Origin of the sequence: Candidatus Pseudothioglobus sp. Uisw_041 (genome assembly GCF_048087625.1) — a bacterium.
Classification (GTDB): Bacteria; Pseudomonadota; Gammaproteobacteria; order PS1; family Pseudothioglobaceae; genus Pseudothioglobus.
In genome coordinates, this window is sequence record NZ_CP159805.1 from 1,534,938 (window position 1) to 1,561,831 (window position 26,894).

26 protein-coding genes are annotated in these 26,894 nt (G+C 37.3%); 11 read left to right on the top strand and 15 right to left on the bottom strand.

The window, feature by feature from the left end; translation table 11 throughout:
* Positions 1 to 4: 4 nt before the first annotated feature.
* From ABXT44_RS07835 to ABXT44_RS07845, 3 genes are read right to left on the bottom strand one after another with little or no spacing between them, the layout of a single operon-like run.
* A complete protein-coding gene (locus tag ABXT44_RS07835) occupies positions 5 to 592 on the bottom strand; it encodes a CIA30 family protein (protein ID WP_416686715.1) in 588 nt (195 codons plus the stop codon).
* 8 nt (positions 593 to 600) lie between these two features.
* On the bottom strand, positions 601 to 1,872 hold the full coding sequence (locus ABXT44_RS07840) for an aminotransferase class III-fold pyridoxal phosphate-dependent enzyme (protein ID WP_416686717.1): 1,272 nt from the start codon (positions 1,870 to 1,872) through the stop codon (positions 601 to 603).
* A 3-nt stretch (positions 1,873 to 1,875) separates the two neighbouring features.
* On the bottom strand, positions 1,876 to 2,862 hold the full coding sequence (locus ABXT44_RS07845) for a phosphotransferase (RefSeq protein ID WP_416686719.1): 987 nt from the start codon (positions 2,860 to 2,862) through the stop codon (positions 1,876 to 1,878).
* Between the two features lie 256 nt (positions 2,863 to 3,118).
* Here ABXT44_RS07845 and ABXT44_RS07850 point away from each other — a divergent pair, with 256 nt between their 5' ends.
* The gene (locus ABXT44_RS07850; RefSeq protein ID WP_416686721.1) at positions 3,119 to 4,240 is read left to right on the top strand and encodes a hypothetical protein; all 1,122 of its coding nucleotides are present in this window, start codon (positions 3,119 to 3,121) and stop codon (positions 4,238 to 4,240) included.
* A gap of 44 nt (positions 4,241 to 4,284) precedes the next feature.
* On the opposite strand, the gene ABXT44_RS07855 is transcribed toward ABXT44_RS07850, so the two are convergent.
* Positions 4,285 to 4,878, bottom strand: coding sequence for a CIA30 family protein (locus ABXT44_RS07855; protein WP_416686723.1), 594 nt, complete (start codon positions 4,876 to 4,878; stop codon positions 4,285 to 4,287).
* A 174-nt stretch (positions 4,879 to 5,052) separates the two neighbouring features.
* Here ABXT44_RS07855 and ABXT44_RS07860 point away from each other — a divergent pair, with 174 nt between their 5' ends.
* Positions 5,053 to 6,318, top strand: coding sequence for an NAD(P)/FAD-dependent oxidoreductase (locus ABXT44_RS07860; protein WP_416686725.1), 1,266 nt, complete (start codon positions 5,053 to 5,055; stop codon positions 6,316 to 6,318).
* 11 nt (positions 6,319 to 6,329) lie between these two features.
* On the opposite strand, the gene ABXT44_RS07865 is transcribed toward ABXT44_RS07860, so the two are convergent.
* The 4 genes from ABXT44_RS07865 to ABXT44_RS07880 all read right to left on the bottom strand — a co-directional run bounded on the left by ABXT44_RS07865 (position 6,330) and on the right by ABXT44_RS07880 (position 10,384).
* Positions 6,330 to 7,538 (bottom strand): DegT/DnrJ/EryC1/StrS family aminotransferase, encoded by a 1,209-nt coding sequence (locus ABXT44_RS07865; RefSeq protein ID WP_416686727.1) that lies wholly within the window; start codon positions 7,536 to 7,538, stop codon positions 6,330 to 6,332.
* Between the two features lie 197 nt (positions 7,539 to 7,735).
* Positions 7,736 to 9,277, bottom strand: coding sequence for a phosphoenolpyruvate carboxykinase (locus tag ABXT44_RS07870; RefSeq protein WP_416686729.1), 1,542 nt, complete (start codon positions 9,275 to 9,277; stop codon positions 7,736 to 7,738).
* A gap of 222 nt (positions 9,278 to 9,499) precedes the next feature.
* Positions 9,500 to 9,973, bottom strand: a complete 474-nt coding sequence (locus tag ABXT44_RS07875; protein WP_416686731.1) for a PaaI family thioesterase — start codon at positions 9,971 to 9,973, stop codon at positions 9,500 to 9,502.
* Between the two features lie 21 nt (positions 9,974 to 9,994).
* Positions 9,995 to 10,384 carry a hypothetical protein gene (locus ABXT44_RS07880; RefSeq protein WP_271556731.1) on the bottom strand — a complete coding sequence of 130 codons (390 nt, stop codon included), beginning with the start codon at positions 10,382 to 10,384 and terminating at the stop codon, positions 9,995 to 9,997.
* Positions 10,385 to 10,588: 204 nt separating this feature from the next.
* On the opposite strand from ABXT44_RS07880, the gene ABXT44_RS07885 reads away from it, so the two are divergent.
* Genes ABXT44_RS07885 through ABXT44_RS07910 form a run of 6 tightly spaced genes read left to right on the top strand, consistent with a single transcriptional unit; the run spans position 10,589 to position 15,927 of the window.
* Positions 10,589 to 10,870, top strand: coding sequence for a UxaA family hydrolase (locus ABXT44_RS07885; RefSeq protein WP_416677793.1), 282 nt, complete (start codon positions 10,589 to 10,591; stop codon positions 10,868 to 10,870).
* Entirely contained in the window at positions 10,870 to 12,039 is a 1,170-nt protein-coding gene (locus ABXT44_RS07890) for a UxaA family hydrolase (protein WP_416686733.1), read from the top strand. The genes ABXT44_RS07885 and ABXT44_RS07890 overlap by 1 nt, the downstream gene beginning before the upstream one ends.
* Before the next feature lie 21 nt (positions 12,040 to 12,060).
* Positions 12,061 to 13,365: a histidinol dehydrogenase gene (gene hisD, locus ABXT44_RS07895; protein WP_416686735.1), complete on the top strand. Its 1,305-nt coding sequence runs from the start codon at positions 12,061 to 12,063 to the stop codon at positions 13,363 to 13,365.
* A gap of 4 nt (positions 13,366 to 13,369) precedes the next feature.
* Complete coding sequence (locus ABXT44_RS07900; protein ID WP_416686737.1) at positions 13,370 to 14,131, top strand: SDR family NAD(P)-dependent oxidoreductase; 762 nt, start codon at positions 13,370 to 13,372, stop codon at positions 14,129 to 14,131.
* Positions 14,128 to 15,138: an alcohol dehydrogenase catalytic domain-containing protein gene (locus tag ABXT44_RS07905; RefSeq protein ID WP_416677799.1), complete on the top strand. Its 1,011-nt coding sequence runs from the start codon at positions 14,128 to 14,130 to the stop codon at positions 15,136 to 15,138. The genes ABXT44_RS07900 and ABXT44_RS07905 overlap by 4 nt, the downstream gene beginning before the upstream one ends.
* A 15-nt stretch (positions 15,139 to 15,153) precedes the next feature.
* Entirely contained in the window at positions 15,154 to 15,927 is a 774-nt protein-coding gene (locus ABXT44_RS07910) for a GntR family transcriptional regulator (protein ID WP_416686739.1), read from the top strand.
* Between the two features lie 75 nt (positions 15,928 to 16,002).
* Here ABXT44_RS07910 and ABXT44_RS07915 read toward each other — a convergent pair whose 3' ends face one another.
* The 3 genes from ABXT44_RS07915 to ABXT44_RS07925 all read right to left on the bottom strand — a co-directional run bounded on the left by ABXT44_RS07915 (position 16,003) and on the right by ABXT44_RS07925 (position 19,219).
* Positions 16,003 to 17,319: a TRAP transporter large permease gene (locus ABXT44_RS07915; protein ID WP_416677801.1), complete on the bottom strand. Its 1,317-nt coding sequence runs from the start codon at positions 17,317 to 17,319 to the stop codon at positions 16,003 to 16,005.
* Positions 17,316 to 17,924 carry a TRAP transporter small permease subunit gene (locus ABXT44_RS07920; RefSeq protein WP_271558733.1) on the bottom strand — a complete coding sequence of 203 codons (609 nt, stop codon included), beginning with the start codon at positions 17,922 to 17,924 and terminating at the stop codon, positions 17,316 to 17,318. The genes ABXT44_RS07915 and ABXT44_RS07920 overlap by 4 nt, the downstream gene beginning before the upstream one ends.
* Positions 17,925 to 18,130: 206 nt before the next feature.
* Positions 18,131 to 19,219, bottom strand: coding sequence for a TRAP transporter substrate-binding protein (locus tag ABXT44_RS07925; protein ID WP_416677803.1), 1,089 nt, complete (start codon positions 19,217 to 19,219; stop codon positions 18,131 to 18,133).
* Positions 19,220 to 19,437: 218 nt separating this feature from the next.
* On the opposite strand from ABXT44_RS07925, the gene ABXT44_RS07930 reads away from it, so the two are divergent.
* Together ABXT44_RS07930 and ABXT44_RS07935 are read left to right on the top strand one after the other, a co-directional pair.
* Positions 19,438 to 21,057, top strand: a complete 1,620-nt coding sequence (locus ABXT44_RS07930) for a GMC family oxidoreductase (protein ID WP_416686742.1) — start codon at positions 19,438 to 19,440, stop codon at positions 21,055 to 21,057.
* A 41-nt stretch (positions 21,058 to 21,098) separates the two neighbouring features.
* Entirely contained in the window at positions 21,099 to 22,190 is a 1,092-nt protein-coding gene (locus ABXT44_RS07935; protein ID WP_416686744.1) for an ABC transporter, read from the top strand.
* Between the two features lie 13 nt (positions 22,191 to 22,203).
* Here ABXT44_RS07935 and ABXT44_RS07940 read toward each other — a convergent pair whose 3' ends face one another.
* Positions 22,204 to 23,034: a DUF6279 family lipoprotein gene (locus tag ABXT44_RS07940; protein ID WP_416686746.1), complete on the bottom strand. Its 831-nt coding sequence runs from the start codon at positions 23,032 to 23,034 to the stop codon at positions 22,204 to 22,206.
* Positions 23,035 to 23,156: 122 nt separating this feature from the next.
* Between ABXT44_RS07940 and ABXT44_RS07945 the strand changes: the two genes are divergently transcribed.
* On the top strand, positions 23,157 to 24,227 hold the full coding sequence (locus ABXT44_RS07945; protein ID WP_416686748.1) for a 3-deoxy-7-phosphoheptulonate synthase: 1,071 nt from the start codon (positions 23,157 to 23,159) through the stop codon (positions 24,225 to 24,227).
* Positions 24,228 to 24,236: 9 nt separating this feature from the next.
* Here ABXT44_RS07945 and ABXT44_RS07950 read toward each other — a convergent pair whose 3' ends face one another.
* From ABXT44_RS07950 to ABXT44_RS07960, 3 genes are read right to left on the bottom strand one after another with little or no spacing between them, the layout of a single operon-like run.
* Complete coding sequence (locus ABXT44_RS07950; protein WP_416686750.1) at positions 24,237 to 25,067, bottom strand: class II fructose-bisphosphate aldolase; 831 nt, start codon at positions 25,065 to 25,067, stop codon at positions 24,237 to 24,239.
* Positions 25,068 to 25,070: 3 nt separating this feature from the next.
* Positions 25,071 to 25,910: a 5-deoxy-glucuronate isomerase gene (locus ABXT44_RS07955; protein WP_416686752.1), complete on the bottom strand. Its 840-nt coding sequence runs from the start codon at positions 25,908 to 25,910 to the stop codon at positions 25,071 to 25,073.
* 2 nt (positions 25,911 to 25,912) lie between these two features.
* Positions 25,913 to 26,890, bottom strand: coding sequence for a PfkB family carbohydrate kinase (locus tag ABXT44_RS07960; RefSeq protein ID WP_416686754.1), 978 nt, complete (start codon positions 26,888 to 26,890; stop codon positions 25,913 to 25,915).
* Positions 26,891 to 26,894: the final 4 nt, after the last annotated feature.

Sequence of the window (26,894 nt, forward strand, 5' to 3'; positions counted from 1 at the left end):
TTCTCTAATAGTAAAACTCTATTGTTGAGACTGAGACATCAGATGTGAAATTACGGCCATAAGCTGCAATAGCTAAGCTTCTTATATTTTTAGCATCTAACTTTGAGGCATTGTAGCGCTTACGTTCGAATGTATTAAAAGGCAAGTCAATCATTTTCCAATCAGAATCAGCTTGAAAGGTGGCAGAATAAAAGTCTCCATAATAAGCCATATCATTAGTTATTATATGGATATCATAAGTTTCACCATTGCCTCTTACGTTGAGACGAACGCCCTGAAGATTTTTGCCATCTTTTTCAGAAATTGCAAATGAAATTCCTGTGCGTAATTGAATAACGCCGCCATAATTCCTTGTACTTACATTACCTGTAAGTCTTGCATAATACATTTCTCCATCTTGCTCAAGAGTAACTTTACCAACAGAAACACCGCCCATCACTTGATCACTAATGTATTGCCAGTATCTTCCGCTATCGGCATTGAATGGATATGAAAGGTCTTCAACAGCAATCGCTTTTGAGTTAATAGTAATCATAGCTATTAAGGATAAAAAATAACTTATTTTTGAAATCTTTAACGAATTTTTAAACATATCAAATCCTAGACTAATAACGTTGACAATGAATCCACCAATAACTTTGCATTGTCCTGAGTAAAAACCAAAGGAGGTTTAATTTTAATAACATTATTATGTGGCCCATCAGTACTGAGAAGTATACCAAGTTCTTTCATTTTATCAGTAATCAACTTTGCCTTTTCTGTTGAAGGCTTCAGCGTTTTTCTGTCTTCAACCAATTCGATTCCAATAAACAATCCAGCGCCTCGAACATCACCAATCAATGAAAATTTATCTTTTAATAAAGACAACTCTGAGAACAAATAATTTCCTACATTTAGGGCATTCTGCTGCAACCTCTCCTGTTCGATTACATTGAGAACAGAGAGTCCAATTGCACAAGAAACTGGGTTGCCACCAAAAGAATTGAAATACTCCATGCCATTATTAAAGACGCTTGCTATTTCAGCCGAGGTTACAACAGCTGCTATAGGGTGCCCGTTACCCAGCGGTTTGCCAATTGTGACGATGTCTGGGATGACTTCTTGTGTCTCAAACCCCCAATAGGCAGAGCCCACTCTGCCCAAACCCACCTGAACCTCATCACTGATACAAACTCCAGAGGACGCCCTTATCCATTTATACGACTCCGCTAAAAAATCATTTGGTAACGGAATTTGCCCACCACAACCTAATATCGATTCAGCGATAAAGGTTGAACCCTCTCCCTGCTTATTAATTGCCTCCAGAACCGCATGGGCATATTGTTTTCCCGCCGTTTTTGGGTTATTAAATTCACCCCTGAATAAGTCTGGCATAGGAACAACTTCAACATGTTTTGGCTTTCCCTGCCCACCCTTACTATTAAATTTATAAGGACTGATATTGATTAAAGAGTCGGTATTTCCATGATAGGCGTTATCTAGGACAATTGTGCTATCACTGCCGGTATATGCTCTAGCCATTCTCAAAGCCAGCTCGTTCGCCTCACTACCCGAATTTACAAAATAACAAATGGCCAAGGGTTTGGGTAATTTACTGCAAAGCTTCTCAGCCAACTCAACAATATTATCATGCAGGTAGCGAGTGTTAGTATTTAATAGCTGATTCTGCTCGTGAGCCGCCTGGATAACTGCTGGATGGCAATGCCCAACATGACTAATATTATTAACACAATCCAAATACTCTTTACCTTTTTCATCATACAAATATTGCCCCTTCCCTCTGAGTATTTTTAGTGGCTCTGAATAAGCCAGAGAGAGTGACGGACCCAGGTGTTTTTTTCTCAACTTCAATGTATTTTTTTTGGATTTCATTTTTTAATATATTTTAAAATTACTTAATTCTTTGTCAGCAAAAATTTTTAGAAATGTCCATGCATATGGCTCAGTAACAGAAATATACTTGTTTTCAGGAAATAGTTTTTTTCGGTAGCTCGCTGTTACCACGGTAAAACACGCGCGTACACAAACAAGATGAATGAGTGAATCAATTTCTTCATCTCTTAATGGATAAACTGATTGAAATCCCTGCACAACTGACTTGATCTTCGTCTCAGGCTCTGTTTCTTCTAGAATAAGATAAGTGATGGCAACCGCTAATTCGCTTGCTAAAAAAGTATGCGCCATATCACCAAAATCAATAACGCCAGATATGTGGCCATTATCATTTAGGAGTACATTGTGATCATTGCCATCATTATGAATATACTGAGTGCGTAAATATTTTTCATTCGGCACAATTTTTAACTGATAATTTGCAATAAAATGACGCACTACAGCTTTATCAGACTCACTCTCAATACAGTCTAAATGACTTGTCAAAAATTCAATATTTCTAACATCCCATATCCATTTACACTTTAAATCCGGATAACTAAACTCTCGAAAAGCAACGTCTAACTTACCCATAAATGCGCCAAATTCTTCCAATAAGAAAGACTCAGGACTCTCAATGTCCTTTATAAAGTGTCCTGCTAAAAAAGATTGTAAGCGAATAAAACAGCCATTATGCCGACTAATAAATTTACCACCTACAGTCTGAATCGTACTTGGTACTTGTATGGATGAATCAAAGTTGGCGATATGCTTCAAACTAGCGACCTGTAGCTTAATGAGCTCAACATCCTCCACCGGATTTGAAATCTTTAATACAAATTCCTTGCCATCTTCACGTTTCAAATAAAAATTCTGATCTCGCTCACTATCCAAGACTTTAACTGAGACTTCAAAACCGTATAAAGTTTTTGCTATTTGGTGGGCTTCAGATGGGCTAAATCTTGATGGGGGCGAGGATATAACAGACATAAGTATTAAGTTACCAAAAAAAGTAAAACTAGTAAAGCTGAATAAAAGCTGACAATTGTATCAAACTCTAGCCATGGGCTTTATTTTTTTATAGTGCATAAAAATAGAGTCAATATTCTAAAGATTATTTTGTGTAATATAATTCTAATATGAGATTTGCACTTTTAAATAATGAACGTATTGAATCAACTAAAGGAGTCAAAGGTTTCTGCTCTTATTGTGGCTCTGAACTAATTGCAAAATGGAGTGAGATGAAATGATTAAAAAATATAACAAGGAGATGAGATTCATCACTTCTAAGGCAATTGCTCATAGCACAATAGTAGAACTAAAAAACGAACTAGAGACAGTTAAACATACTGTGGATTATTGGTTTGGTATGTTTAAGAACAGGGCGTTTGGTGAGATTAAAGATGGCAATCTTTCTTATGCAAAGTGGAGAGATATCTATTTTAAGAATGATTGGCTAGAAGTGCCAGAGTACAGATGTTTTTGTAACCCAAAAGGTGTAAGTACTTCTGATGATTGGGCGGCCTATGAACTGGATAAATCATATCTAATTATCTGGAAGAAATGGTATCAGTACCACGAGAGATGGAAGTTCAGAATAGCCAAACTAGAAAGTGAGAGGTTTGATATTCGCAGAATTGAAGAACTGACCGACACGACAATTAATGAATGTCTATTAGCCATTCTAGGACTGAGCCCATCTATTATTGGTAAGACAGGATTTGAAAAGTTTAGTTTTGGAGAGAGGTTATTTGAAATAAAAGATATCAAATATCAAGACTACAAAGGTAACAACCTTACTATCAACACCAGAATATATGCCAACAATGGTTTTGGACATATCGAATGGCGTCTCAGACAGAAGGAGGAATATGTTTTGCTTGAAAGATTAGCAACAAGAGGTCAGCCTTCAAACTTTTCAGACTTTATACGCTCGGAGAAATTTCTTAAATGGGCATATGAATATGGATATCTAATGGAAAGAGTATTAAAGATTAGAAACATTAACGACAGCCCTTGGGGAGAGGATTTTGCACTTAAACTTTATCAAGAGTTAATAAACAGTGGATATATTAAAGGTAAGTTTGAATATATGTGGGAGCGAGAAGATGGCATGTCAGAATCCTCGCTTCATTACCTTGCCAATGAGCTTTTAAACGCTGACCTTATTCCATCAAAACACCACTTTACTAGTATTGAAAAGTATATTGAATATAGCTCTCCAAAGCCTTTAAGAAAACAATATAACGAGAACAATGAAACAACGAGTTATGCTGAAAAGACTCCTTTTTTAGCAGAATCTGACTTAATTGACAAAGCTATTACAAAACTAGAATTAGACAGAGATAATAAACTAAAGGAAAAATAAACTACCGGTAAATGGACTATTGCATTTAGCCTAGCTAGAATATATTAATAATAAAACTCAACTGATGAAACTGATAAATCAGATTTGAAATCACGGCCATAAGCCACAATACCAAAGGTCTTTATATCTTTAGCTCTTATGTTTGAGTCTATATTATCTTTGAGCTTCTTAAATTTATTAAAAGGTATTTCAACTGTTTCCCAGTTTGGGCTTGTATCAAATGTAGCAATTTTATAGCTAGTAGGAAGCCTATAAAAGATAGTAGTCTGAATAAAAATATGATATTTTTCTCCATTACCTTTAACTTCTAGACGGATGCCTTTAAGTTTTTTTCCTTCTTTATTTGAATTATGAAGTAGTTTGAACATCAATGGTTTATTGGACAGTGATGTTGTGGTACGTAATTGAATAAAGCCACCATTGTTATCAGTGCGAACATTCCCAGAGAGCCTTATAAAAACCTTGTCTGCATCTTGCTCAAGTGAGACCTGACCCTCGGAGACTCCTCCCATTACTTGGTCACTATAATATCTCCAGTCGTTTACGTTGTCTGGAGTGAATGGAAAGCTAAGGACCTCCTCATTAGCAGAGGCTATTGTTGTAAAAGTAAACAACATTAGAAGTAGTAGTTTTTTCATAATTCAATTATAAAGAGCAGGAGAAGATTGGGAGTTTTTTTGATAAATATTTATGATACTAGGAAAATTCAAACTTTTTTTGATGTACTAGAGAGTTATCCAGTAGTAATCTTTTATGTTGTCTAAAATATAACTATAAATTTATATAACCTCTAAAGATTTAATGTAACACTGATGAAGATAGTCAAAAAACAAAGTATTGCAATCATTGGTGGCGGCGCAAGCGGAATTTTTGCTTCGCTTCGATGCGCAGAAGTTGCGAAAGCAGAAAAAATTAATGTTGACATTCATGTATTTGAAGGCTCCTCCAAACTTCTAAAAAAAGTTCGAATTTCTGGAGGTGGTCGTTGCAATGTAACTCACCATATATTTGAGGTTAACGATTTCTGTTTAAACTATCCACGAGGTCGTAAAGAACTACTCTCGCCTTTCCAAAATTTTCAAGCATCGGATACAGTTGATTGGTTTGAAAAAAGAGGTGTTGAACTTAAATACGAATCTGATGGCCGTATGTTTCCAGTGACAGATAACTCTGAAACTATTATTGACTGCTTTATGCAAGAAGCCAACAAACATGGAATTAAATTATTGAATAAGATGAATGTCAAAAGTCTGAAAAAACTAGACAATGGCAAAATATCCTTATTCATCAATGAGGACGAGTCTTTCATTGCTGATTCAGTATTAATTGCAACTGGCAGCATGCCAGGCGGTTACCGACTTGCTCAAAATCTTGGTCATTCAACTACAGAAATTGCGCCTTCACTTTTTACTTTTAAAATTGAAGATGCGATTCTCAAAGACATATCAGGAACCTCCTTTCCTCGAGCTTCTTTATCTCTTAAAATTGATGGCGCAAAACCGTTTAAGCAAAGTGGCCCACTTTTAATTACTCACTGGGGGCTAAGCGGTCCTGCACTACTAAAACTTTCAGCATGGGCTGCGCGAGAAATGATGCATACCAACTACAAGGCAAAGCTAATTGTCAACTGGCTCGGTATTGGCCATCATAATGATGCTGAAAAACTCCTTAGAACTATTAAGAGTAATAATACAAAGGCTTCAGTAGGTAACGCTTATCCAAATGATCTAACGAAACGGTTTTGGCTCCAACTTCTGATTAAGTGTGGAATTTCAAAAGAAAAAAACTGGTCAGAAATCAGTAAGAAAGAATTAAATCTTATTCTAAATAATTTATTTTGCTGTGAGCTTGATGTACTTGGAAAAAGCCGCTTTAAAGAAGAGTTTGTTGAGTGTGGCGGGATAAACCTAAAAGAAATTAACTTTAAAACCATGGAAAGTAAAATCTGCTCTGGGCTTTATTTTTCTGGAGAAGTTATGGATATTGATGGCATAACTGGTGGCTTTAACTTTCAAAGTGCGTGGACTTCAGGATGGATCGCTGGGAATCATATGGCTCAAACTAAGATTAAAGCTTGATCCTTTAATATCTATATCCTATTTTTTGATACAAAAGCTTCCGCGCAATCACCAATAATCTCTGAGAGAAGTGAGCAATCTTCCAGTGAAAAAGTGAGTGGCAATCGGAGATCAAAAAGGCCAGAAAGGATCTCATCAGAGCGTTCTAGACTCTGTTGTTTCACATATTTCCAACTCTTATGATTACTTGTAAATCCGTTTGGATTATCGCTGCCAAACCATTTTATCTCAACCCCACGCTCCTTATTAATTACCAGGAATCTGGCGGCATCAGCCTTCGAGATGCCAGGCAGCCTAAACTGAATTGAGCTCCCCACATAACTCTCCTCAATAGGGCGCTCAGGAAGTTCAACTCCTTTGATCTTTTTGAGGCTTCTCTCAACTAACTGGTAACGCTCATTCCAGCGCTTAATATTTTTTTCAAGAGATTTTAATTGTGGCCTAAGAATAGCAGCCCTGAGATTATCCATACGGCCTGAATAGTTTGGAGTCTGCAATCGAATATCTACAAATACTTCTTTATCAGGTGCAGCACCATGCCTCTCATAGAGCATATAAGACCCTGAAAGAATAATAGCACGCGCCATGAATTCTGCATCATTCGAAGTCAGTAATCCCCCTTCACCTGAATTTAAATGCTTATAAGTTTGGGTACTAAAACAGCCAGCAAGTCCAAAATTACCACTCCTTTTATCACCCCATTTTGCCCCCATTGTATGGGCACAATCTTCAATTAAAATCAAGCCATTATCTTCAACAATTTGCATCAATTTATTCATATCGACTAGATGCCCCCTCATATGAGATATGAGTAAAAAGCGAGCCTTACTTGATATGGCTTTCCTTGAAAGGTCCTCTAAATCAAGAACAAGATTTTCATTGATTTCTATGAAAATAGGTTCACCACCTGCATTAGAAATTGAGCCTGGAACTGGCGCAAGGGTATACATATTAGTCAAAACTTTTTCACCAGCCTTAAGTCCCGCAGCCTTAAGAGAGACGCTCATCGCATAACCACCAGATGCACAAGCAAGACAGTAACGACTTCCTTGAAAATTAGCGAAGTCTTGCTCTAATAGTGATGCTTCAGAAAACTCTTCACCAATTGAGTTGTATCGATGAAGCCTTCCCGACTTCAGAACCTCCACAGCGGCATCAATCGCCTCTTGACTAATAGGTTCTTGTTGAGTGAAGGGCCTTGAAAATACTTTTGAAGTCATTATTGCTAGTAGCCATTTGAATATTAAATAAGAAATCAAATAATATACAAAATCCTCGTCTTAAAGATAATATTTTCTAATACTTCACTAAAATAGGAGCCAAACAAACCTTATAATTTGCTATATGAAGAACACGCCCCCAGTCGTAATTGTTGCCATTATTGTTGCCATAGTCGTAATACTTGTTCAGTACTTATTTATTTACTAACTGCTAGAGGTCCGGCGTCAACGATTGCTTTATCAACATCAAACTTTTTAAAGTTTTCTGCAAATAGATTCGCGAGTTTTATAGATTCACTATCATAACTTGATTTATCTTCCCATGTATCACGGGGGTTAAGGTAAGCCTCATCAACCCCTGGAATAGATTTAGGAATATCAAGATTTAAGTAGTCGAGGTGTGTCACTTTTGATTTAAGAAGGGCGCCGCTTTGACAAGCAGAAACTATTGCGCGAGTTACAGGAATAGGGAATCTTGATCCTGAGCCTCCTGGAGCTCCTGAACCACCCGTCCATCCAGTATTAACTAAATAGACTTGTGTATCAAATTCTGCAAGTCGTTTAATTAATAAATTGGCATAACTGCTTGCATTTCGAGGCATAAATGGGGCCCCAAAACACGATGAGAATGCTGGATTAATTCCGGCCTCTGCACCAAGCTCTGTTGAGCCAACGCGCGCTGTATAACCAGACAAGAAGTGATAGGCAGCAGACTCTTTAGTTAAGATTGAAACTGGAGGAAGCACACCTGAAACATCACAAGTTAAGAAAATAACAACTTTGGGCTCGCCTGCAGCATTTTTTTCAACGCGTTTTTCAACGTGCTCTAATGGGTATGAGCAGCGACCATTTTCTGATATGGAGGTATCATCATAATCTGCATGCTTATCTGCATCTACTTTGACGTTTTCAACTATTGCGCCATGACGAATAGCATCCCAAATAATGGGTTCATTTTTCTTAGAAAGGTTGATTGTTTTCGCATAACAGCCCCCCTCAATATTAAATACTGAACCTTTAGCCCAGCCATGCTCATCGTCACCAATAAGGTAACGCTCGGGATCTGCAGAAAGGGTTGTCTTGCCAGTTCCTGAGAGGCCAAAAAATAATGCTGTATCGCCATTTTCTCCCACATTTGCTGAGCAGTGCATTGGCAGAACATCCTTTTCAGGTAGCAAATAGTTTTGCACTGAAAACATTGCTTTCTTCATTTCGCCTGCATAACGCATGCCAGCTAACAATACTTTTCTTTGTGCAAAGTTAATAATAACAACTCCGTCTGAATTGGTTCCATCACGTTCAGGATTGCACTCAAAAGATGCGACATTTAAAATCATCCAGACTGGTTTATCTTTAGGATTATATGTTTCGGGCTTAATAAACATATTTCTACCAAATAAGCCTTGCCAAGCAGTTTCAGTATTGACTTCAACTGGAAGGTAGTAGGATTCATGCGCTCCAACATGAAGGTGGGACAGAAAATGATCTTTTTGAGATAAGTGTTCACTCACTCTAGTCCATAGTTTATTGAACTTTTCTTCTGAAAAAGGCCTGTTAACATCACCCCAGTCAACTGAATTAGAAGTTGCAGAATTATCAACAATAAAACGATCATTTGGACTTCGACCAGATCGCTTGCCTGTTGTGATAAGCAAAGCTCCAGTATCTGTTAATATTCCCTCATTAAGAGATAATGATTTTTCAATCAGTTCAGATGGGGACAAGTTTTTTAGAATCATTTTATTTATTCCAGATTTGATAGTGATTACTGCTACAGTATTCAAAAAATGAATTATCACATAAAAATTATTCTAGCATTGCATAAATGTTTCACATAATGAAACTTCTTTTAACCCATTATATAGTTTATTTTAAACTTAAAAAGAACTCATCAATATGTGGGAAATTTGTACTAATTAATTCTTTCAGATTAAGGCTTAATTAAAAAATAGATAACTTTTTTATGTTTTATCCTTTAAAGATAACGTAAGTTCAAATTTAGCAACGACATCAGGAGATAGTGAAGGAACAGTAGCTTCAATATTCAATTTATAACTATGCCTCTCACCTGAACTTGCAGCAGTTTTTACCAGCTCTTTAATTGCCAAACCATCTCTGCATATAAAGTGAACATCACCCTCAGGACGTTTTAGAAAATCAGCCTTAAAATCTTTAAATATTAAAGCTATGTTTCGTCCACTTTCTTGAATTGGATCCATCGCTAAAAAGCCGCCAGTAATATCTGCACCAACTGCTAAAACACCAAAATACATACTTCCTAAGTGGTTTTTAGTTCTTCGCTTAAGAGGGATTCTAATTTCAATCTTTTCATCCGTATGCTCAATAACCTTTGGGCGACAATACCAAATCATTGGTACTTTAGTTATCCCAAATAAGCGTATTAATCGATTTGTTTTAAGTGCTCTTGAAATCATAATTGTATTAACTTTTCCTATTTATACTGTGTAGTCATCAACAATTGAGCATTGTGCACTTACCGCAGTAGCTGTTAATTTATCGACTCCTTTTGATGGCCATCTAATAATGTCAGCAAAGTAAAAACTTCCATATGAGTACTCAAAGCTGTCGCCATAAAACTGCTCACCATTATTTGAAAAATCTGTAACAACCAACTCAAGGCCCTTGAAATAGTTTTCATCCATTCCAAATTGTATAGAACTCTTCTCAGTAATTCTAAATTTAAATTTCTGAGGAATATAGTTAACAAGGCCGTCCTCTTTTAACTCAACTGCTTGAATCATCTCACAGTAGTAAAGGTCACCAGCTGCTGATAGAGCAGGAAAAGACAAACAATTAATAATCACAAACAAGATAATTTTTTTCATTTTTACTCTAATTTTTCAGCGTTGAGTTTAGCGACTACAAACCTTAACGTGATATTGTATATTTAGTTTTATATCGAAAGTAAATAATTTTTTAAGCAATATATAAAGTGAGAATTCATATATATGATATAATATATCTCTCATTAATTTTTTTCACTAAAAGATTAATTAAAAGTTTTTTTATACGTATTTCAAGGAGCAAGAATGATTCAGTTTATAGTTCATGATGAAGATGATTCCGTTGGTGTTGTTACCGTCGAAGGATTAAAAGCAAACGACACTCTAAGTGGTTGGATAATGGACCAGGATGTTTTGATAGATATCAAAATTAATCAAGATATTCCAATTGGGCATAAGTTAGCTATTAAGAATTTAAATGAGGATGACACTGTCATCAAGTATGGTGTAGATATTGGTAGAACAATTTCAAAGATTGCTGTAGGTGATCATCTTCATGTTCATAACGTAAAAACTAAGAGGTGGTAATGATAAATTTAAATCAAAAAATCTATGGATATCGTCGCGAAAACAATAGAGTAGGAATTCGTAACCACGTTATTATCTTGCCAGTTGATGATATTTCAAATGCTGCTTGTGAAGCAGTTTCTAACAATATTAAAGGCACGATAGCCCTTCCTCATCCCTACGGTAGACTTCAGTTTGGTGAAGATTTAGATCTACATTTTAGGACCATGATTGGTACGGGAGCAAATCCAAATGTTGCCGCAGTAGTGGTTATTGGAATTGAGCCAGACTGGACGCAAAAAATCGTTGATGGAATTGCTGCAACGGGTAAGCCAGTTCAAGGTTTTTCTATTGAGAAAAAAGGTGACATACAAACTATCGCTGACGCTTCAAAAGCGGCTTATGATATGGTTCATTTCGCAACAGGACTTCAAAGAGAGTCATGTGACCTAAGTGAAATCTGGGTATCAACTAAATGCGGGGAATCAGACACTACTTCGGGCTTTGGGTCAAACCCAACAGTTGGTAATGCGTTCGATAAGTTATATGAAATGGACAGTACTTTACTTTTTGGTGAAACATCTGAAATTACAGGTGGAGAACATTTAGTTAAAGCTAGATGTGCTAATGATGCTGTTGCTGAAAAATTTATGTTTATGTTTAATCGTTATCAAGATATGATTGAGCGCTTTAAGACAGATGACCTATCTGATTCACAGCCTACTAAAGGAAATATTGAAGGTGGTCTAACTACGATCGAAGAAAAGGCATTAGGCAACATACAAAAGATTGGGAAAAAATGTGTCGTTGACGGCGTTTTAGATAAAGCAGAAATGCCTACAAGTAAGGGCCTATGGTTTATGGACTCTTCTTCTGCAGCTGCAGAAATGGTTACATTATGCGCAGCCTCTGGATATGTAGCTCACCTATTCCCTACTGGACAAGGAAATATTATTGGTAATCCAATTCTCCCTGTTATTAAAGTTTGTGCAAATCCAAGAACAGTTAGAACGATGTCAGAGCATGTGGATGTTGATGTAACTGGTTTATTAAAGCGTGATATCAATATGGATCAAGCTGGCGATATGCTTCTTGAAAGCCTTATTCACACTTCAAACGGAAGAATGACTGCTGCAGAAATATTAGGGCATCAAGAGTTTGTATTAACGCGTTTATATGAAAGCGCCTAACTATTAATAAACGAGAAGAATATGATCTACTTAAAAAAAGCTGATAAATCAGCAGCATCAAATGTACTAGAAGCACAAAAAGTGGTTCATGACATGCTTGCTAATATAGATAAAGATGGGGAACAAGCAGTTAGAAACTACGCAGAAAAACTAGATGGATGGTCTGGTGAGATTTTGCTCTCAGATTCTGAAATTGATAATATTATCTCTGACGTCCCTCAAAATGTTAAGGATGATATAGATTTTGCATGTCAGCAAGTTTATGAGTTTGCAAAGGCTCAACGTGATTCTATAGAAGAGTTTCATACCAAAAATAATGGCGTTGAGGCTGGTCAAAGACTACTTCCAGTAAATGTTGCTGGATGTTATGTTCCAACCGGACGTTACGCACATATTGCATCTGCATATATGAGTATTGCTACAGCTAAAGCTGCTGGCGTGCCTTGCATTATTGCATGCTCAACACCCTATCAAGGTAAAAGTATTCATCCGTATGTTCTGTATGCAATGAAGACTGCTGGAGCTGATCATGTTATGACTTTAGGTGGTGTACAAGCAATAGCAAGTATGGCTCATGGACTATTTACTGGAAAAAAAGCTGACATCATTGTGGGCCCTGGAAATAAATTTGTAGCAGAGGCAAAAAGAACGCTCTTTGGACAAGTTGGCATTGATGTATTTGCTGGTCCATCAGAAGTTGCAGTGATTGCTGATGAGCACGCCGATGCTGATGTTGTTGCAATTGATCTTGTGGGTCAAATGGAACATGGCCACGAGTCACCGGGCTGGCTATTTACAACATCTAAAGAATTAGCTGAAAAAGTAATGGAGTTGGTACCAGAGTATATTGAAAAACTTCCACCAACTGCAAAAGATGCAGCATTCTGTGCATGGAGAGACTATGGTGAAGTTATGCTATGTGAGTCTCGTGAAGAGGTTGTAAAGATATCAGATGAATACGCAGCAGAGCACCTTGAAGTTCAGTGTGAAGATCTTGATTGGTGGCTGGACAACTTAACATGTTATGGATCTCTATTTCTAGGTGAAGAGACAACAGTGACTTTCGGAGATAAAGCTTCTGGCCCTAACCATATTCTTCCTACAAAGGCAGCTGGTCGTTATTCTGGAGGCCTTTCTGCTCATAAATTCTTAAAGGTTTTAACTTGGCAGCGTATGGACAAAGAATCTACACGTCAAATTGCCCAAGCATCTTCTAGAATCTCTCGATTAGAGGGAATGGAAGGACACGCAAGAGCCTCGGATGTTAGGCTAAGTAAATATTTTCCAGATGAAACGTTTGACCTAGGCGCACCTGTATTAGAATAGCTTTATGAACTTATCAGATTTCTCACTAGAAAATAAAGTAGCGCTAATAACTGGTGGTACAAGTGGGGTGGGAAAAATGATGGCACTTGCGCTTGCTCGTGCAGGCGCATTTGTTTGGATTGCAAGCAGTCGAAGCAATGCAGAAGAAGCCCTTCAAGAGATAAAAGATCAAGGCTGCAAAGGCGCCTTCATCCAAGCGGATGTCACATCAACTGCCGACCTTAAAAATTTGGTAACTCAAATCTCTAAAGAGTCTGGAAAAATTGACATTTTAGTAAATGCTGCTGGAATAAATCTTAGAACATCTGCTGAAGAGTTAACACTCGAAGAATGGCAGAAGACTATTGACATTAACTTAACTGCCCCTTTCTACTTAAGCAAGCTTGTTGCCGAATCAATGACTAAAAATAATTGGGGACGAATTATAAATATCGCCTCTCTTCAATCCCTTAGGGCATTTGATAACAGCATTCCATATGGTGCAAGCAAAGGTGGCATTATGCAGCTTACTCGAGCCTTAGCTCAGGCCTATTCAAAGAATGGGGTATTAGTCAATGCAATTGCTCCAGGATTTTTTAGAACAAATCTCACGGAGTCATTATTTCAAGATCCTGAGAAATTAAAGAATTTAGCAGCAAAAACAATGATGGATCGCAACGGAGAAGAAAAAGACATTTTTGGTATTAGTGTTTTCTTGTGCAGTGATGCAAACTCATATGTCACCGGTCAGACAATATTTTTAGATGGAGGGTTTTCAGCAGCATGATTAATAAAATGCAAGCGGTAGTATACACAGCGCCGAATGAAATGACTTTTTATAGTGAATACAAGCCAACGCAAATTGACCGTGATGATGATGTTTTATTGCGCATTGAGTCCGTTGGAATTTGTGGGTCTGATATGCACGCATATCATGGCAAAGACCCAAGAAGAAACCCTGGCTTAATACTGGGCCATGAATTTTGTGGCGAAATAGTTGAAGGCATTCATAAGGGTCAAAAAGTAACAGGTAATCCTTTGATTACTTGCGGAAAATGTGAATACTGCCTTCAGGGTAGAGACAACCTTTGTAGTGATAGAGATATGATTGGAATGAGTAGGCAGGGCGCTTTTGCTCAATACATGACCATACCAGATCAATGCCTAGTTCATGCGCCTAGCACTATGAATTCAAACCATGTGGCCTTAACTGAGCCCGCGGCAACTGTGGTTCATGCTGTAAATCTTGCCATAGAAAATTCATTCAAGCCTATAAGCGATTGCCACGTTTTAGTTATAGGTGCTGGTGCTATTGGCCTTTTAACAGCTCTGTTACTTAAATCCCATGGCGTTAAAATGCAGGTACTTGAAACCAACATGGCTAGGCACCCTTGCGTTAAAGACCATGTTGGCGTTATTGCCATTAACCCATTAACAGATTCAGTCAAAGACAGCGCATTCGATGTTGTAATTGACTGTGTTGGAAGTGAAAAGACAAATGCTCTTTCTATTGCCTCAGTCAAAGCAGGAGGTACTGTAGTTAATGTAGGCCTTCTTAGCTGGACTACGAATATTGACATACGAAAAATTACACTTCAAGAAGTGAAGCTAGTTGGTTGTTATACCTACAACATGGAGGACTTTAGGTCTGCCTTGAAGTCTATTGAAAATGGAGATTTTGGTGACTTATCATGGATAGAGGAGATGCCTCTGTCTGAAACTGATTTGGCATTTAAGAGTCTTCACAATGGTACAATGGCCTCAGCTAAGGTTATCCTGAAACCTCATTTTTAACAACTTACACATTTTATGAGTATTACTGATCTCCAATTTAACATAGATAGGGACAGTAAGACTCCTATGTGGCTCCAAATAAGGAATGAGTTATTTAATTGCCTTTACCGTGATGAGTTAAGGCCAGGCCAACTAATTCCAAATGAGAAAACACTTGTTGAGCTATTTAATGTTTCAATTGGAACGGTTAGAAAGGCAGTAGGTGCATTAGAAAAAGAAGGCTTCCTTATTCGAAAACAGGGTTTAGGAACTTTTGTCTTTCAGCATGATAAAAGCACTTTCCATTTTGCGTATTTTCATTTTGCATTAAATGGAACTGATGAGATATCCTACCCAGATGTAGAGTTCATTTCTTTTGAAACAAAAAAAGCCACTAAATATGAAGCAAAAATATTAAATATTTCTCCTGGGAGTAATGTTTATCAAATATTTAATAAGCTAGGTATCAACAAAAAAAATTATATTGTTGATAGAATAGTCATCTCTCAAGCTAAATTTCCAATGCTAACTGAAGAGATTTTTAAAAACCGAGCTAATACAATATACAACCTATATCAAAATAAATTCAACATATTTATAACAAACTGCTCAGAGAAATTAAAAGCAACTTCTGCAGATAAAACAGTATCCGCTCTTCTCAATGTTAAGTTGGATTCGCCCATTCTTCGGATAGAGAGAATCGGTCAAACATATCATAACGAGACTATTGAGCTAAGAATATCATTCGTTCATACCGATGACATCGACTACGTCAATACGCAAAACAGCACTTTCGGCGACACGTTCTAAGAAGAAGGAAGTCCGCAATACATAAATATTTTATGTATCAAAATTTTAGGTGCATACAATTCTATAGAGCTCTAATTACCCATAAAGGTATGTTGGTAGCCATAGAACAATTTGTGGGAATATAATAATTAATGCTAATCCAACAACCTGAATAGCCATAAATTGCATCATGCCTTTATAGATGTCTGATAAGTCCCATTCTGGCGCCACCCCCTTGAGAAAGTAGGCAGACAATGCAACAGGCGGCGAAAGCCAAGCAGTCTGAAGATTGACAGCCACAAGGATTCCAAACCAAGTTAAGTTAAATCCTAATTGCTCAATTAGAGGCAAAACAATTGGAATAATAATTAGTACAATTGGTACCCACTCTAATGGCCACGCTAATAAAAATATTAAGGCCATAACTATCAACAATATAGCTGTTGGTGGAAGATCAAGCAGCATTAATGCCTCAGTAATCATTGTTGGCGTTCCTAGTCGGGAAAAAACTGAGCCAAAGAAGTTTGAAGCACAAACTAAAATCATAATTAACGTTGTAATTTCAAGAGTCTTTAGTAAAGCCTCTTGAAAAACTTTAAAATTTAATTTTCGGTAGGCAAGTGTTAAAAATATCGCACCCACTGCTCCCATTGCAGCACCTTCTGTAGGTGTTGCTAGGCCAGCCAATATACTTCCTAAGGATGAGCCAACTAAAAGAACAGGCGGAACAAGGCCTTTAAAAAACTCAATCCACACCTCTCTCATAGAGTCAGGAATTAAATCTTCAGGAACAACTGGGCCCAATGATGGATTTAAGTGACATCTAATAAGCGTATAGCCTGTATAGAGAGCTGCCAACATTAAACCAGGCATAATTGCAGCAGCAAATAAATCGGTTACTGGAACATTTAGAATAGGTCCCATAACAACTAACATAATACTTGGCGGTATCAATATACCTAGAGTACCACCAGCAGTAATTGTACCTGCCGCCAACTGAACATCATAGCCAGCTCTATTCATCGTCTTAGCTGACATAATTCCTAAAATCGTAACTGATGCTCCCACAATTCCTGTTGCAGCTCCAAAGATTACTGAAACAAAAAGAACGGCTACAAATAAAGAGCCTTTAGTTCTAGCAAGAGCCATCTGAACTGATGAAAATAATCTTTCCATCAAGTTGGCTTTCTCCATGAGAATTCCCATAAAGGTAAATAGTGGGATTGCTGCAAGGGTTTGCTCAAGCATACTTCCAGAAAACTGGAAGGTCATTAAGTAAAAAACAAGATCTCCAAAGCCTAAATAGCCAAAGAAAACTCCTAAGAAAATTAGTGTAAATGAAATTGGGAAGCCAATAAAAATGGCAAATAGCATTGTTAAAATTAATAATATGCCTAGCACTTCTGGAGTCATGGCCATCTCCTATTTTTTACCGCATACACGCACTTAAGTGTCTCGGAAACTCCTTGAATTATTAGAAGAACAAGGCCTATAAACAAAACACTCTTGATTGGGTACAAAAGAGGCATCCAGGAAGTGTCCATACCTCTTTCCATTATCGACCAAGACTTATAAGCATATTTGTAACATGCCCATGAAGCGCCAATCAATCCAGGGAAATAAAATAATATATATAAAGTTAAGTCTATTGTTGCTTGGGTCTTAACAGACCAATTTCGATACATAAAGTCTGCTCTAATATGAATGCCCTTTGAAAGTGCATAACCAGCACCAAGCATAAACATAGCTCCTGCAAACATTCTACTAATATCGTATGCCCACATTGTTGGAGAGCCAAAGAAGTGTCTTCCCACAACCTCAATAAACATGGCAGTGAATACTGGAACAGTAAGCCAACATGCTAACTGACCAACTCTGAGACTGAAGAGATCAATACTGAGAATTATTTTTGCCATCAATTTTGGCATATCATCAGGCATCAAACCGTTATATGATCTACCCTCTGCAATCATTTCATCAGTAATATCTAATTGTCCAATATCTTCCTCTTCCGACATAATATGTACCTAATAATTTTATGAAAAAAATCTTAAACTATTCTAACAACACTAAAGAGTTTAAAAAATAAGAACTAGTTTATTAAGGCATTTGCTGGCTCAGGAAAAAGGATAGCCTGAACCAGCTAAGCCGTCTTACTTTTACAAAAAAAAGTTGCCAACAGTACTCTGTTGGCAACTTAGCTTACAAGTCTAACGATGAATCTTTACTTTAAAGTCTTCGTAAAAGCTAAACCTAACTTAGCGTTAGAAGACTGAGCTCCTGACCAGAAAGGTACAGCTTTTTCAGCAAAATCTCTCTGTGATGCCCATACTTCAGCAAAGAATGCATTTTCATCAGCATTCTTTTGAAGTTGTGCTTGCGCAGCAGCCATAAACTCTACGAAGTAGTCTTCTGGCGTATCCATTAGAATAACGCCTTGCTCTAGCAAGTCTGCCATTGCAATACCGTTTGCATAGATACGATTTGACATAGAGTCAAGTCTTGCTGCTCTTGCAGCAACATGAATAGCATGCTGGTCACGATCAGAGATCTTATCCCACACATCACCATTAATATACATATCTGCATTCACAACGTTCTGGTGAAGTCCTTGTAAGTAGTAATACTTAAGAACTTTTTGGAAACCAAAGTCTCTGTCCGGCTCTGGGCAACACCATTCTGCTGCGTCAATTACGCCTTTCTCAAGTGCAGGCAGAATATCACCACCACCCATAGCTACAGCTGCAACACCAATATCTTTATAAACTTGACCTGGGAGTCCTGGAGGCGCACGGAATCTTAATTTACGGAAGTCATCCATACTATTGATTGGCTCTTTAAACCAACCCAGCGCTTCAGGACCAACCGGTTGAAGCATCAAACCAACAACATTTAGGTCCATCTCGTCCCATAGTTGATCGTATAACTCTTTACCACCCGCACTGTGGAACCAAGAAAGCCATGCGATATTATCAATACCAAGGCCAGCTCCAGCAATTGGTGAGCCAAACAGCATTGCTGCAGGGTGCTTACCAGACCAGTAGTGAGTCCATGCAAATCCACCATCAATTAGACCGGCGTCTACAGCATCGATAAGGTCAGCATTAGGAACAACAGAACCACCTGGAAGAACTTCCATTGTTACCCTACCATCAGTCAAGGCAGCAACATCTTCAGCAAAATCTCTGACATACCCAACTTCACTTCCAGTCGAGTTCAATACAGATTGAATTTTTAAATTGACCGCCATAGCGCTTGAACTTGCAGTAAGCAATGCTATAGATGTCAAAAGTACAACTTTATTTTTAAACATAAAATCTCCTAATTTATCTAAATAAATAAAAAACTACTTTGATTTGCAATAAATATAAAACACACCTAAAGCATTTAATCAAACTTGAGTATACATCAATTGATATATATGTTTATATTCATTTTAAAAAAAAAGAAGTAAATTAAGCTATATAATTTATGCAGCAATACAACATCTCAATTCTTCTTATAATTTTAATAATTTACTAGTAATTACCAATGAATGAAAAATATGATTACATTGTTGTAGGTGCTGGTTCAGCAGGCTGCCTCTTAGCCAATAGACTTTCAGCAAACCCTAATAATAGTGTTTTATTAATTGAAGCTGGCCGCAAGGATGACAATCTTTGGCTTCATGTCCCAGTTGGTTATTTTAAAACTATGAATAATCCAAAGTTTGATTGGATGTACAAACTAGAAAAAGATAAAGGACTAAACAATAGAAGAATAGACTGGCCAAGAGGTAAAGTTCTTGGTGGCTCTAGTGCACTAAATGGATTGTTATATATTCGTGGTGATAGGCATGACTATGATAATTGGAAAGATTTAGGTAATAAAGGTTGGGGCTATGATGATGTGCTTCCATACTTTAAAAAGTTCGAATGCCAAGAAAATGGAGAAAATAAATACCATGGAGTTGATGGCGAATTAAAAGTGTCCAACCTCAGACTTAGAAGAAAAATTGCTGATCTATTCATTAAAGCATCTGAAGAAATAGGCATACCTTACAATCCTGATTGCAATGGAGAAAAGCAGGAAGGTGTCGGCTATTTTCAGCAAACCTCATTTAAGGGCTTTCGAAAAAGCTCCTACAGGTCATTTCTAAATGGAAAAATCAGAAGTAGAAAAAATTTAACAATCATCACAAATACTCAGGTTAGTAAACTTGTCTTCTCTGATAAAAAAGTAATAGGCGTTGATTGCATGCAAAGCAATGATCAACCAGATAAAACTATTAATGCTCACCATGAAGTCATTTTATCTGCTGGCGCAATTAGCTCGCCTCAAATATTACAGTTGTCAGGAATTGGAGATGAAAAAAATCTAACAAAACTTGGAGTTAAGGTTATTCACGATAACCCTGCAGTAGGTAAAAATCTTCAAGATCATTTACAAGTAAGGATGGTTTTTAAAACAAATACTAGAACCTTAAATGATGAACTAAATACATGGTGGAAAAAAGCCTTAATTGGAATGCAATATGCACTTTTTAGAACAGGGCCATTAACCCTCAGTGCCAGCCAAGTTTACATTTTTACTAATACATCCTTAGATGGATCAAGGCCAAATATACAATTTCATATGCAGCCACTAAGCGCAGATAAGCCAGGAGATGGGGTTCATCCTTTTTCTGCATTTACAATGTCTATTTGTAATCTTAGGCCTCAGAGCAGAGGTGAGGTCACTATAAATTCAAAGAATCCAGAAGATCTTCCTAAAATTATTCCAAATTATCTATCCACACAGAGTGATCAAAAAATAGCAATTGAGTCAATAAAGGTGGCCAGAAAAATTGCAAATGCCAGCCCACTTAAGCAACATATTCTTGATGAGTTTGTTCCTGGAGGCTCATTAGTTTCTGATGAAGATTTACTTGAGGCTGCAAAAAACAATAGCCAGAGTATTTATCACCCAGTTGGAACATGCAAGATGGGTAATGATAAAAACAGCGTAGTCGATGACCAGCTTAAAGTATATGGCGTTAAAGGTTTAAGAGTTGTTGATGCTTCGATTATGCCAGAGCTAGTCTCAGGGAACACTAACGCGCCCACTATGATGATTGCAGAAAAAGCAGCTGAAATGATACTTAGTGACAACAAAGTCAGTTTGACTAAGTAGGTGCATTTGTGTATTGTTAACCCTATTTTAAATTCAATATAATGCCCTCCTCATTTTCCGATTTTCGTAGAAGCGAATTATTTAAACCAGCAATTATTGTTCCAACTGTAATCATGCTGGTTTTTTCAATATTTAATCTGACAGCCCCCTCAGATCCCGCTCGAATTTCATCATCCTTCGAACTAGGTATTATTAATGAAGATGTTGGCCCTTTCCCATTAATTTCAACAAAGGCCATTAAAGGACTTTCTAAAAGCCTTCCTTTTAGAGTGACTCTTCTTAAAGATTCTGATGCCGCAAAAGATGCCCTTTTAAAAGGTAAAGTGTCTTCAGTAATTACTTTTCCTGAAGATTTTTCTCAGCTTGCTCTTAGTAATAAAAACCTATCAATCGGAGTATTAAACTCTCAGCATTTAACAATTGCAGAAACGCAAATAGCCGGTCAGCTCCCAACGATTGTCCAAATTACGCTGTCAAATTTTGTTTCAAATCTGCGTGCCTCAAAGCTAAATAACAAATCATCCAATTCAGGCATGCTAGTAACTACAAATGTAGAAACAATATTTAAAGCAAAAAGTTTAGCCTCACTCCCTGCTCCCTTTGTAATGAGCTTTACAACTTGGATGGCTTCAATGGTTGGAGCAATTCTTTTATTTCTGGGAACGCGTCAAATGGCATTTCTTAACAGGGCTTATGTACGAACTATTGTTCCAATTATGACTATGGGATTTGCCAGCTTTGCTTTAGCAACAGTTGTTACATTAACAACACTTCAATGGGAAGTATTTTTAATGGCATGGTTAAGTGTATGGCTAGTTAGTGTTTGTTTAACTTGGCTATTTCTTGGGATCTTCGAAATTATTGGGCTTTCAGCCTTGCTAATTATTCTTCCTTTAGTTCAGTATCAATCTGTACTAAGTGGATCAGTTGCGCCCGTAAGCGCAGCGCCTGACTGGCTTGAACGCATTGGAACAGCGGTACCTTTTGATGCTATCGGCGCAGCCTATAGGGCTATCATTTTTGGCTCAGATGCAAGCTTGCCATTCATATGGCTATTAAGTGCAGCTCTAATAGGTATTGTCCTCAGCTGGGGATCTGCCATCTTCAAAGGCCGAATGAGAAGGCGCTGGTAATAGCTATATACAGTTAGTTAGCTAGACTGTTAATATCGGCCTTATACCTTGCAAGTTGTGTGCGTAACTTTTGGTCTTGCTTATCGTTTCTAGAATTTAATATTGCCACTAATAGATGCTGAATTAAATCAGTATTGAAGGCATATGTCGATTGGTAATTATCAGCAACCAAGTCATCGCTATGAGTTATCTTTTTCAGCCTTTCTTCCCAGCCTTGTTCTCTTTGAAGGATTAAGCTAAGCTTTTCATTGAATGCTTTTCGACTCTGAATGCGCTCAGCATCAACCCTCCTCATTTCTTTACTTGTAATTTTTACTAAATCAAGCTGCTCTTTAGTCAGTGAACCCATAAAGCGCCTTAAGTTCTTACGGAGGCTTTTGTAACTGTCACTTTGATACACCTGATCGTTACGAACTAGCAATTTTTTTTCACTCTGAGTAGTTTTAGTTTTTAAAACTTGAATAAATTTTGTGATTTGCTCATCTGATAACTCTCTAGCAAGAGGAGTTGCCCACATGATCATTTGATCCTCTAGACGAAACCAAGACTCTTCAACATTATGAGTAATCAGGGCAATGCTCTCTAGATCTACCTCATCATTTATAGCCAGCTCTAAGTCACCAATAATTTGTGCATATTTTGGCATTTCTTCCACTCTATGCCACTGAAAAAAAGGCGTTAAAAGCTCATCTAAGTATTTTTTTTGATCACGATCAAGATCAACATAACTTTGTAGATACCATGGAAAAAGATTATCGAACTGATTATAAATAAAAGTAATTGAACTGCACCCTCCTAAAAAGAGTACCAAAATTAATGCAGCTTTTTTAAGTGTCTGTTTCATTATTTAAACTAGTTTTCCTAATTATCAAAAAAATATAATTAACCTAATTTTCCCTATCTATTTAAAAAAAATATAGATCTATGCTTAAATCACTGCTTGACAATAAATAATCGCCAATTTAAATGAGCAATAAAATTCACAATAAAAATATTGAAAGCGAAACTGTAATAACCTCGCCTATTGAATTAAAGAAAACTATTCCAGTAAGTGACAAAGGTAAAGAGAACATTTTAACTAGCAGAAAAACTGTGGACAACATTTTTTCAGGAAAAGATGAAAGACTGATGGTAATTGTTGGTCCTTGCTCGATTCATGACATTGGAGCTGCCAAGGAGTACGCCCTTAAACTCAAATCCCTTCAAGAGGAAGTTAAAGAATCAGTCTTCTTAGTCATGAGGGTATATTTTGAAAAACCAAGAACAACGGTTGGCTGGAAAGGATTAATTAGTGACCCAGATATGGACAATTCACTTGACGTTGAAAAAGGGCTCCGTCAAGGAAGAGAATTTTTAGCATGGCTAGCTGATGAAGGCATACCCTCTGCAACTGAAGCGCTTAATCCAATCACTCCTCAATATTTAGGTGATCTTATTTCTTGGTGTGCAATTGGAGCAAGAACAACTGAATCTCAAACTCATCGTGAAATGTCAAGTGGACTCTCTATGACTGTTGGTTTTAAAAATGGTACTGATGGAAATCTTAACATGGCAATCAATGCTATTAAAGCGTGCTCATCTCCTCAAAGCTTTTTAGGTATTAATGATGAAGGTCAGATTTCAACTTTTAAGGCAATGGGAAATAAATCATCTCACATTATTCTTAGGGGTGGCATTAAGCCTAATTACTATAAGGATGATGTTATTGAATGTGAAAATCTTCTTAAAGAAAGTGGCCTTGCCGCAAGGATTATGATTGACTGCTCACATGACAATTCAAATCAAGATTATAGAAATCAAGGCAAGGTAATTGAAGACATAACTAACCAAATATCTGCTGGAAATAAGTCAATTTTTGGCTTAATGCTAGAGAGCAATTTATTCTCTGGAAAACAAAAAATATTAGATAACCAAGATCAAATGCAGTATGGAGTATCAGTCACTGACGGATGTATTGACTGGCTAGAGACTTATAAAATTATTAAACAACTAGCAAAAAACTATCTTAAAAAATTAATCCTAAGTTCAACAAAATAAAATAATTTATTACTGGCCCAATAAACTGATTACTTTACTAGCGGTTGCCTTTAAATCTGGAATAACTTTTTTCATAATAGCTATTCTGTCAAAAAGCTCGGGATCTGACTCAAGTGTGGATCGCAGTGAATTGCCAAAACTCTTTCGAAGAACAGTACCCACATTGAACTTAGCAACTTGGCGCAAAGACAGCGTTTGGATGTCTTTATCTTCTAATCCACTTGTCCCATGAATTACTAATGGCAAGTTTAGCGCTTTCTCAAGCTCGTTAAAGCGCTCTAAATCTATTTCTACAGTTCCACTTTCCAAGCGGTGAACATTTCCTATTGAGATTGCAAGTGCATCTGGCTGCCCCTGTTGCTCCATCATAAGAGCATCAGTAACCTCAGTTAATGCAGATTTAATATGATCACGGCCACTTGCATAAGGAACCGACCCTACTTCAGCCTCTACTGATACTCCTTTTGGGTGAGCATAGTCAACCACATCTCGTATTAAAGAGATGTTTTCAGAGATTGGCAATTGAGATCCATCAAACATTACAGATGTAAATCCAGCATCAATTGCTTCTTTAACTGCATCAACCTCATAGGTATGATCAAGATGCAAACAAACAGGTGCCTTGGATTTTTCAGCCATAGGTCTCAACATACCAACAATCTCTTCCATTGTCATAAATTGACGCATATCAAGATTAATGGATAAAATTACAGAAGCATTACGAGCTTCTGCAGAATCAACAACCGCACGCGCATCTTCATAACCAAAGACATTGAAGCAGGCCACAGCATAGTTTTTATCTTGAGCTGGTAAAAGAATATCTTTAAGATTAGTAATCATATTTTATTTAAATTTATTAAGCATGTCTTGCATACCAGGAATAGTTTCCAACTGATAAGCATAATCTTTCTGATAATTCATATGTAATGGGCGCTGAGTTTCTCCAGCCAAAATCGTGAAATAATACATCTCAAATCCAGGAGCTGCGACGCAGGGGTGGTAGCCTTTATCAAAGATAAATGTTGAGCCATCCCGTATATGATAGACGGGGCCAAAGTCCTGCCCATCTGGGGTCAAAAACTGTGCACCAAAGCCATTAGATGGATTAAAACGAAAATTATAAACTTCATTGTGTCGACTCTCATCAGGAAGTACGTCTACTTCATGTTTATGGGGTGGAAATCCTGACCAGCCTCCTGCTCCTACTGTAAATAGCTCACTAACCAACAATTTACCGACCTTACCTGCCGGTTCTTTACCTAGAATATGTTTGATTTTGCGATGTGTCTTAGTGTCATCAGATCCATACTGAACTTTATCAATATCCTCTTGCCTTATAACAAAAGCCTCATGGGTTTGATTATGCTTTGCTCCAGAAATGAACACTTCCACTTCATTACTGATGCAAATTAACGTTGCTTCGCAGTTAACGGGGACATAAACACCTTCAGGATCACCTTCCCAAATATGATGTCGCTTGCCAACCTCTTGGAACACTTGGCCCTGAACCTGCACATCAACGCTTCCAGTAGCGGGAACAATACATGATTCATAATCAGTTAGTTGATAAGTATATGATTCTCCAGCACTCAATTTAATGATATTAAAATAGCATAGAGGGACTACTTCATTATTACAATCTACGATTGCCTTATTTTTGTTGTTATGTTGAGGGATATGCATATTTAACTCCAAATTGTTTTTGGTTTAATTGTTGTATTTTTTTGTAACAACTCAATTTCTTCCATTTTTGGCATAGCGCTGGCACAGCCTTGTTTGGATACTACCAAAGCTGCAGCAGCGCTCCCAGATTCAATAGCTAGTTGCCAGTCTCCAAAAGACATATAATTTATTATCACATTACCTAAAAAGGCATCACCAGAACCGTATGGTTTAAGCGCAGGTAAATTATAAATTCCAGCATCAAGCCGATCTTTACCAAAAAAAAGACTACAGCCACTCTTGCCCCGTTTAAGAATCATTACCTGATTGCTTGAAACACATTGTTTAACCTGTATATTTATATCTTCTTGAAGGATTTTAAATTCTTCTTCGTTGCCAACTAATACATTTGTTAATTCTGCAGCCTCTTGATAAACAAAACGGGTAGTTTTCTGATCAGGCCAGTTCCATGCCCTGTAATCTAGATCTAGCCATACTTTGCAGTCATTTTTTTGAGCATGAACCATCATTTTCAAAGTTTGTTTTCGTGAATCAGCTTCAATTAAGCTGGTGCCAGTTATTATTAGATTTTGGCTTTGAGTAATTGCAAGTTTTACATCTTCATTACAGACAATTTGTAAATCAGCAGGATTATTACGATATATTACTACTTCGCAGTCCTCTTGTCGCACTTCAGCAATTGCTAAACTAGTCCTCTCATTACCATAAGTTGTTTGCATCATCTGCAAATCAATACCTTCAATTTCAAGACGCAGCCGAACAAATTCACCAACTGGATCGTCAGACAAGGCAGAGATAAGACCTACTTTACCACCTGCACGCTTCATAGCTATTGCAATGTTCGCCCCAGAACCGCCCACATCACTAGCAAATAATTCTGCATCGCGAGTTTTACTGCCTACAGGCTGTGGATATAGATCAAGGCCGGCTCGTCCCACGACCAAGGCATCATATAATCGATTTTCTTTATATTGCATCATGTGA